General features: G+C 69.6%; 8 protein-coding genes. 2 read left to right on the top strand and 6 right to left on the bottom strand.

Annotation, left to right across the window (positions count from 1 at the left end; all coding sequences use genetic code 11):
- Positions 1–96 precede the first annotated feature (96 nt).
- From PV363_RS13870 to PV363_RS13855, 4 genes are all read right to left on the bottom strand, one after another.
- Positions 97–1,809 carry a cytochrome bc complex cytochrome b subunit gene (locus PV363_RS13870; RefSeq protein WP_220347025.1) on the bottom strand — a complete coding sequence of 571 codons (1,713 nt, stop codon included), beginning with the start codon at positions 1,807–1,809 and terminating at the stop codon, positions 97–99.
- Positions 1,810–1,813: 4 nt separating this feature from the next.
- Entirely contained in the window at positions 1,814–2,890 is a 1,077-nt protein-coding gene (locus tag PV363_RS13865) for a Rieske 2Fe-2S domain-containing protein (protein WP_220344340.1), read from the bottom strand.
- On the bottom strand, positions 2,887–3,717 hold the full coding sequence (locus PV363_RS13860) for a cytochrome c (RefSeq protein ID WP_220344341.1): 831 nt from the start codon (positions 3,715–3,717) through the stop codon (positions 2,887–2,889). Before PV363_RS13860 ends, PV363_RS13865 begins: the two co-directional genes overlap by 4 nt.
- A gap of 130 nt (positions 3,718–3,847) precedes the next feature.
- Complete coding sequence (locus PV363_RS13855; protein ID WP_220344732.1) at positions 3,848–4,495, bottom strand: heme-copper oxidase subunit III; 648 nt, start codon at positions 4,493–4,495, stop codon at positions 3,848–3,850.
- A gap of 72 nt (positions 4,496–4,567) precedes the next feature.
- On the opposite strand from PV363_RS13855, the gene PV363_RS13850 reads away from it, so the two are divergent.
- Positions 4,568–5,005, top strand: coding sequence for a hypothetical protein (locus PV363_RS13850; RefSeq protein WP_220344342.1), 438 nt, complete (start codon positions 4,568–4,570; stop codon positions 5,003–5,005).
- On the top strand, positions 5,002–6,054 hold the full coding sequence (gene trpD, locus PV363_RS13845; RefSeq protein ID WP_220365790.1) for an anthranilate phosphoribosyltransferase: 1,053 nt from the start codon (positions 5,002–5,004) through the stop codon (positions 6,052–6,054). The genes PV363_RS13850 and trpD overlap by 4 nt, the downstream gene beginning before the upstream one ends.
- A gap of 30 nt (positions 6,055–6,084) precedes the next feature.
- Here trpD and PV363_RS13840 read toward each other — a convergent pair whose 3' ends face one another.
- Both PV363_RS13840 and PV363_RS13835 read right to left on the bottom strand, forming a co-directional pair.
- Positions 6,085–6,369 (bottom strand): Lrp/AsnC ligand binding domain-containing protein, encoded by a 285-nt coding sequence (locus PV363_RS13840; RefSeq protein ID WP_220344344.1) that lies wholly within the window; start codon positions 6,367–6,369, stop codon positions 6,085–6,087.
- A gap of 45 nt (positions 6,370–6,414) precedes the next feature.
- Positions 6,415–7,972 (bottom strand): DEDD exonuclease domain-containing protein (locus PV363_RS13835; protein WP_301022610.1); only part of this gene is annotated, 1,558 nt, incomplete at its 5' end.

Raw genomic sequence — 7,972 nt, 5'->3', positions numbered from 1 at the left:
CGCCCCCCACCCCCCCCCCCCCCGCCGGGGGGGTGGGGTACGGAGACGGCCCCCCCCCGGGGTTGGGGTTGGGGGGCCTTCTCGTGAGGCTGGACCTCAGTGCTGCTTGGGCACGCCCGTCTCGCTGACTCCGCTGAAGTCGTCCGGGAGGTCGTGCGGCGGGTACACCTCGTCGTGGAAGTGGTGTGCCGCGGCATCGACGTCGGCCTGAGTCGGCTTGTCCACGTCGTGCGCGAAGAAGAACCGCTTCGCCCACGCCCGCAGCCTTGCCTTGCGACCCTGCGGGTTGCGGACCCCGTTGCCGTCCTCGTCGACCGCTGCGGTGAGCTCGGGAACCCGAGGACGCGCGGTGAGCGCGTACGCGACGTCCCGCGGCAGCGGCGCGTGGGCCTCGGCGTACGACCCCTCGGCGGAGCGGACGATGATGCCCGTCTCGTAGCCGTGGAGCAGAGCGTCGTTGTCCTTGCGCTGCAGGCTGATGCAGATCCGCCGCGTGATGATGAACGCGATCACCGGCCCGAGGAACACCCCGATACGACAGATCCACGTGATCGTGAAGATGTCCAGGTTGAACTTCAACGCGATGATGTCGTTGCCGCCGGCGATCCAGCAGACGCCGTAGAACGTCATGCCGGCGACGCCGAACGCGGTGCGGGTCGGGGCGTTGCGCGGACGCTGGAGGAGGTGGTGCTCCTCCTTGTCGCCGGTGACCCACGACTCGAAGAACGGCCAGATCGCGAGCACCGTGAAGAGCAGGCCCATCAGGAGGACGGCCGGGATGAAGACGTTGAGCGAGAACGTCTGCGAGTACTGCTCCGGACCGACGGTGAACTCCCAGTTGGGCATGATGCGGACCGCGCCCTCGACCCAGCCCATGTACCAGTCGGGCTGCGAGCCCGCGGTCACCTCGGACGGGTTGTAGGGGCCGTACGCCCAGATCGGGTTGATCTGGATGACCGCCGCCATCAGCGTCGTGAAGCCGAAGACCACGAAGAAGAAGCCGCCCGCCTTCGCCGCGTAGACGGGGAGCATGGGGAACCCGACGACGTTCTTCTCGGTGCGTCCGGGGCCAGGCCACTGCGTGTGCTTGTGGTAGACGAGAAGCACCATGTGGGCGGCGATCAGGCCGAGGAGGAGGCCCGGCAGCAAGAAGATGTGCGCCATGTAGAGCCGCGGGATGATCAGGTCACCCGGGAACTCCCCGGCGAAGACGAAGAACTCGAGGTAGGACCCGACGACCGGGATCGACCGGATCAGTCCGTCGACGAAGCGCAGCCCGGTGCCCGACAGCAGGTCGTCCGGCAGCGAGTAACCGGCGAAGCCCTCGATCAGGCCGATCGCGAACAGGCCGATACCGATGATCCAGTTGAGCTCACGCGGCTTGCGGTACGCGCCGGTGAAGAACACACGGAGCATGTGGGCGATGATCGCCGCCATGAACAGCGCAGCAGACCAGTGGTGGATCTGCCGGACCAGCAGACCGCCGCGGATGTCGAACGAGATGTCGAGGGTCGAGGCGTAGGCCTGCGACATCTCGAGGCCACGCATCGGCTCGTACGGGCCGTCGTAGACGATCTCGGTCATGCTCGGCTGGAACCAGAAGGTCAGGAACGTCCCGGTCAGCAGCAGGACGACGAAGCTCCAGAGAGCGATCTCGCCCAGCAGGAACGACCAGTGGTCCGGGAACACCTTGCGGATGTTCTTGCGCACGAGGCCGGCGAGGCCGACGCGCTCGTCGAGCCACCCGACGGGTCCGGCGGACTTCTTGCCGAACTTGGTGTCCTGGAGCGGCGTCGTGGGAGTGCTCATGGTGTCAGTCACGGTTCTGCTCCACCTCTGGGAAGCTCGGGCCGACCGGCTCGTGGAAGTCGCTGGTCGCGATCAGATAACCGTCCTGGTCCACCGCGAGCGGGAGCTGGGGGAGCGGGCGGTGTCCGGGGCCGAAGATGACCTTGCCGCCGTCAGCGAGGTCGTAGGTGGTCTGGTGGCACGGGCAGAGCAGGTGGTGGGTCTGCTGCTCCCAGAGGGAGATCGGGCAGCCGACGTGCGTGCAGATCTTGGAGTAGACCATGATGCCGTCCACGTCCCAGTTGGCCTGGCCCTTGCGCGGCTTGATGTCGTCGGGCCGGATCCGGACCGCGATCACGGACGCCTTGGCCTTGGCCTGCAGGAGGTCCGTGCCGTGGAACAGCGCGTGGCCGTGGCTGTCGGTCTCGAACAGGATCGCGGGCTGGGCGTTGACGAGCTGGCCGACCTCGATGTCACCCGGACGCAGCGGGATGCCCGAGACGTCGTTGACGACCCGCATGCCGCGTCGCCAGACCGTCTTGAACAGCTTGTCGCCCGGCAGTGGGCCGAGGTCGCGCAGCATGATGATGGCCGGCAGACCGAGGAAGGCCACGGCGCCGATGAGGGAGTTGCGGATCAGCGGCCGGCGACCGAAGCCCGACTCGGACACGCCCTGGCCGACGGCGACGAGCGCCGCCTCGCGGTCCTCGTCCGACGAGCGCGCCGGGTGGCGCATCTCGATGATCTCCTGGTCGAACATCAGCTTCTTGGCCCACTGGATGGCCCCGATGCCGATGAGGAACAGCGCCAGGCCGAGGGTGAGCCCGAGGGCGAGGTTCAGCGAGAACCAGCCGAAGACCTCCGCGTCCCTGGGGATCGTGAAGTAGGCGACGCAGAAGGCCAGGGCGAGCACGATGGCGGCGGTGAACATCCCGGCGACCTGACGCTCGGCGCGCTTGGCCAGCTTGGGATCCACGTCGGTGGGACGCGGGAGATGCTCGGGCAGCCCCGGGTTCTCGATCGGCTCGGCAGGCTCGATGTCGTTGCGCGCCGGGACGGCGACGTCGTCAGTCGGCTGCTCGTCGTGCGATTCGGGGCTCATGACCTCTTCTTCTTCACCCGGGCGCCGTGCGCTGCCAGCCAGACGCTGACGGCGACGAGACCGCCGATTCCGATGATCCAGGCGAACATGCCGTCCACGACGGGGCCGAGGCCACCGCCACCGAAGCCGCCCTGGGGCTGCGACTCGACGGACTTGATGTAGCCGATGATGGCGCGCTTGTCCTCAGGCGTGACGACGTCGTCGCTGAACACCGGCATCTGCTGCGGGCCGGTCTGCATGGCCTCGTAGATGTGCTTCGCGCTCACGCCGCGCAGGGAGGGGGCGTAGCGGCCGCTGGGCAGGGCGCCGCCGGCGCCGACGGAGTTGTGGCACGCGGTGCAGTTCGTACGGAAGAACTCACCGCCGCGGGTCAGCTCCTCCTCAGAGAGGTCGGAGACGTCGGTGTATTCCTCGTCAGGGACCGCAGGGCCGGGGGCGAGGCTGGCGACGTATGCGGCGAGCGCGTCGGTCTCCTCCTCGTCGTAGACAGGATCCTTGCGGGGTGCCTGGGGCGCGGTCTGAGCCAGCGGCATACGACCGGTGGACACCTGGAAGTCGACCGACGCCGCGCCGACACCGATCAGCGAGGGGCCGAAGTTGCCGCCGCTCTTGGTCATGACGCCCTCGGCGTTCATGCCGTGGCAGCTGGCGCAGCCGACGAGGAACAGCTCGCGGCCCTGCTCCACCTTGGCGGTGTCACTCGCCGTGTCGGCGTCGGCCTTCCCCGGAGCGAGGGAGGCGTACAGCGCTCCCGCGACGAGCAGTCCGAAGAGCAGCACCGCGTAACCCGCGAGAGGGTGCCTTCGGTGGGTGGACAAGAACCGCACGGAGTGAACCTCGTTCCCCTTGCCAGGGACGCCCCCGGCAGGGGCGTCTCCTTCGATTAAACCTTGATTCAGATCTTCTGGTAGAGAATTCGTCGCCGGAGCCGTCGAGGACGGGTCGAGGACGGGGCCCCTACTGCAGGGCGTAGATGGTCAGGAAGAGCCCGACCCACACGATGTCGACGAAGTGCCAGTAGTAGGACACGACGATTGCGGAGATCGCCTGCTCGTGGGTGAATCGACGCGCCATGAAGGTACGGCCGATCACGAGGAGGAAGGCGATGAGACCGCCGATGACGTGCAGACCGTGGAAGCCGGTGGCGAGGTAGAAGACCGAGCCGTAGCCCGACGACGAGAGCGTGACGTTCTCGTGGATCAGCTCGACGTACTCGGTGGCCTGGCCGGCGACGAAGACGGCGCCCATCACGTAGGTGAGGGCGAACCACTCGCGCAGACCCCACTGGCCGATCTGCCAGATGCGTCCGCTGCGGCCGACCTTGCCCTTCTCGGCGGCGAAGACGCCCCACTGGCAGGTGACCGAGGACAGCACGAGGATGGTCGTGTTGACCGTGGCGAACGGGACGTTGAGCTTGGCCGTCTCCGCCGCCCACAGCTCCGGGCTCACCGCACGGATGGTGAAGTACGCGGCGAAGAGGGCCGCGAAGAACATCAGCTCGCTCGACAGCCAGACCACGGTCCCGACCGTCACTTGCGAGGGTCGGTTGGGTTGCCCGTGCAGGCGGGATGCTGGGATCACAGATGTCGTCGCCACGGGTGTCATTATTAACCCCCGACCTGTGCGAGGCATCCCCGGCCCCTGCCTCACGCCCTCGCGAGTCGCTACGATCGCGCTGTGACCGATCCCAGCACTGATGTCGCATCCGAACGTCAACTCCCGTTGCGCGTCCTCGTCTACTCCGACGACGGTGACACCCGCACGCAGGTGACGACCGCCCTCGGCCGTCGGATCCACCCCGACCTGCCGCCCGTCGAGTACGTCGAGTGCGCGACGCTCCCGGTGGTGCTCCAGCACATGGACGCCGGTGGCATCGCCCTGGCGATCCTCGACGGCGAAGCGACGCCGGCGGGTGGCATGGGCGTCGCGCGCCAGCTGAAGGACGAGATCTTCCAGTGCCCGCCGCTCCTGGTGCTGACCGCGCGGGACCAGGACGTCTGGCTCGCGACCTGGTCGCGCGCCGACGGCATCGCGAGCCACCCGATCGACCCGCTCAAGCTCGCGAACGCCGTCCTCGGCCTCATCGCCCCCGCGGCGACCACGGCCTCCGCATGACGGTCGCGACCCGCTGGCCGGAGGTCCTCGGCGGGCTCGTGGCAGGCGAGGACCTCACGGCAGAGCAGACGGCGTGGGCGATGGAGGAGATCCTCTCCGGCAACGCCACGGCCGCGCAGATCGCCGGCTTCGCCGTGGCGCTGAGGGCGAAGGGTGAGACCGTCGCCGAGGTCGAGGGACTCGCGGCGACCATGCTTGAGCACGCGAGGCTGATCGAGGTCGAGGGCCGGACCGTCGACATCGTCGGGACCGGAGGTGACCGCGCCAAGACCGTCAACATCTCGACGATGTCGGCGGTGACCATGCGCGGTGCCGGTGCGTTGGTGGTCAAGCACGGCAACCGCGCTGCGTCGAGCGCCAGCGGGGCGGCCGACGTCCTCGAGGAGCTCGGGGTCCGGCTGGACCTGACGCCCCAGCGCGTGGCGTCGCTCGCGGGTGAGGTGGGGATCACCTTCTGCTTCGCCCCCGTCTTCCACTCGTCGTTCCGCTTCACCGCGGCGCCGCGGAAGGAGCTCGGCATCCCGACCGCCTTCAACTTCCTCGGGCCGCTCACCAACCCCTCGAAGCCCGCCGCGATGGCGGTGGGTGTCGCCGACGCGAGGATGGCGAGCGTCGTCGCCGGCGTCTTCGCGCGGCGCGGGCTCGATGCGCTCGTTTTCCGTGGCGACGACGGCCTCGACGAGATCACGACGACGACGACCTCGCGGGTGTGGGTCGTGTCGGGTCCGGACGGTCAGAAGTCCGTGGCGGAGCACACCTTCGACCCCACCGAGGTCGGGATCGCGCCGTCTCCCCCCGAGGCGCTGCGCGGAGGCGACCCGGCCTTCAACGCCGACGTCTTCCGACGTGTGGTCGCGGGCGAGCAGGGGCCCGTCCGCGACGCGGTCGTGCTCAACGCCGCCGCGGGGCTGGCGGCGTACGAGGGAGGCGAGGACGACCTCGTGACCCGGATGGAGCGCAACGTCGCTCGCGCCCGTGAGGCGCTCGACTCCGGGGCGGCCCGCGAGGCGCTCGCGGTGTGGGCCGACGCGTCGCAGCGCGAGAGCTGACCGACGCGGGGCGCGGTCAGCGGCGCACGATCACTCGAAGTCGCCACCGATGCTGAAGGCTGCCTCGAGGTCGTGCTGGGAGTAGGTGCGGAACGCGATGTGCGTCTCGGTCGACCGCACTCCCGGGACCTTGTTGACGCGGTCGGCGACCACGTCGGCGATCTCCTCGGTGCGCCGCACCCGGACGAGCGCGATCAGGTCGATGTGTCCGGTGACGGAGTAGACCTCGCTCACGCCGTCGAGCGCGGCGACCTCCTCGGCGACCTCCGGGATGCGGTCGACCTCGGCGTTGATGAACACGATCGCGGTGATCACGGGTCCTCCTGCGGACGAGTCGGCGTACGGGCTGCAGCCTACTCGTCAGCGGCGTGGGCGGTGCTCGGTCCGCCAGCCCTCGCCTCGCGCCTCGTCGAAGGGCGCAGCGGCCGCACGTGATCGCTCGGCAGCCTCGACGATGGGCAGGTGCCGACCGGCGCCGCGTACCGGGCTGGCCCACTCGCCGTCGAGGTCGACGAGGCGGACCCCGTCGGACTCCAGCCAGCGCAGGACCAGCTCGGACTCGGCCGCGGTGGCAGCCGGTGTCTCGTCGGGCACGATCGTCTCGGCGGTCGACCGGAGCGCCTCCACCCACGGACCGGACGGCGTCGAGGCCGGCATCACCCCGGAGGCGACCAGACGTCCGTGGCGTACGACGTGGACCTCCCACTCCCGCCACTGCGGGTCGAGGGGGCGTGCTGCGACCACCTCGGCGCACGAGAGCAGCGCGGCGAGCCGCTGGCTGCGGTGGGTGGCACGGACGAGCGCGACGAGCCGGTCTCGCTCATGGGCGGCGTCCTCGAAGCGTCCCTGCCCCGAGAGCGTGCGCATGCGGTCGGTCGAGGCGTCGACCACCACGGTGGGGTCGAGCGTGAGAGCCGTCCGGACGCGGTCGACCTCGGCCGCGTACGTCTCGGGGGTGGCGGTGCCGTCGCAGGGTGCGAGGCAGCTGCCCATCTCGGCGAGGGCGCACGCGCTGCGTGACGGACGGCGCGGGAGCCGTCCGGAGCACTGGCGGATGCGGAACGCCTCGTAGAGCGTCGCCGCGACACGCTCGGCGGACGAGCGGCGCGTGAAGGGACCGAGGTAGTCGGCGTCGTCGTCGGTCTTGCGGACGAACGAGAGGCGGGGCCACGGCTCTCGGGTGAGCTTGATCCAGGTCGCACGCTCGGGGTGTCGGGACCTGCGGTTGTAGGGCGGCTTGTGGTGTGCGATCAACCGCAGCTCGCGCACCTGCGCCTCCAGGGCCGTCGCACACGTGATGCCCTCGACGCGGGTCGCCAGCGCCACCATCTCGCCCATCCGCGTGCGGGTCTCGCTGGAGGTGAAGTAGGAGCGGACCCGCGCACGGAGGTCCTTGGAGGTCCCGACGTACAGGACGTTCTCGTGACGGTCGCGGAAGAGGTAGACGCCGGGGAGGTGGGGGAGGTGGTCGGCGAGCCGGCTCTTCTTGCGCTGGGCGGGACTGACCCGGGAGCTGAAGGTGGCGAGCTCCTCCATCGTCGACACCCCCATGGTGCCCAGGCGCTCGAGGAGCGCGTGGAGGACGTCGACCGTCGCGCGGGCGTCGGCGAGGGCGCGGTGGTTGGGGGTGGTGGCGGCGTGGAAGTGGCGCGCGAGCGTGCTCAGCTTGCAGTTGGGGACCTCGTCGCGCAGCAGGACGCGACGGGCGATGCGGGCGGTGTCGAGCGTCTCGAAGCCGGGCCAGGCCAGCCCGAGGTGCTGGGTGAAGTGCTTGAGGAAGCCGACGTCGAAGGGAGCGTTGTGCGCGACGAGCACGGTGCCCCGGGCGAACTCCAGGAACGACGGCAGCGCCTCGCCGATCCTCGGGGCGGCCACGACCATCGCGTCGGTGATGCCGGTGAGGACCGTGATGAACGTC

Source organism: Mumia sp. (assembly GCF_028803055.1).
Classification (GTDB): domain Bacteria; phylum Actinomycetota; class Actinomycetes; order Propionibacteriales; family Nocardioidaceae; genus Mumia.
Note: the sequence above shows the minus strand (reverse complement) of the source record. Positions and strands in the feature narration are given on the sequence as shown.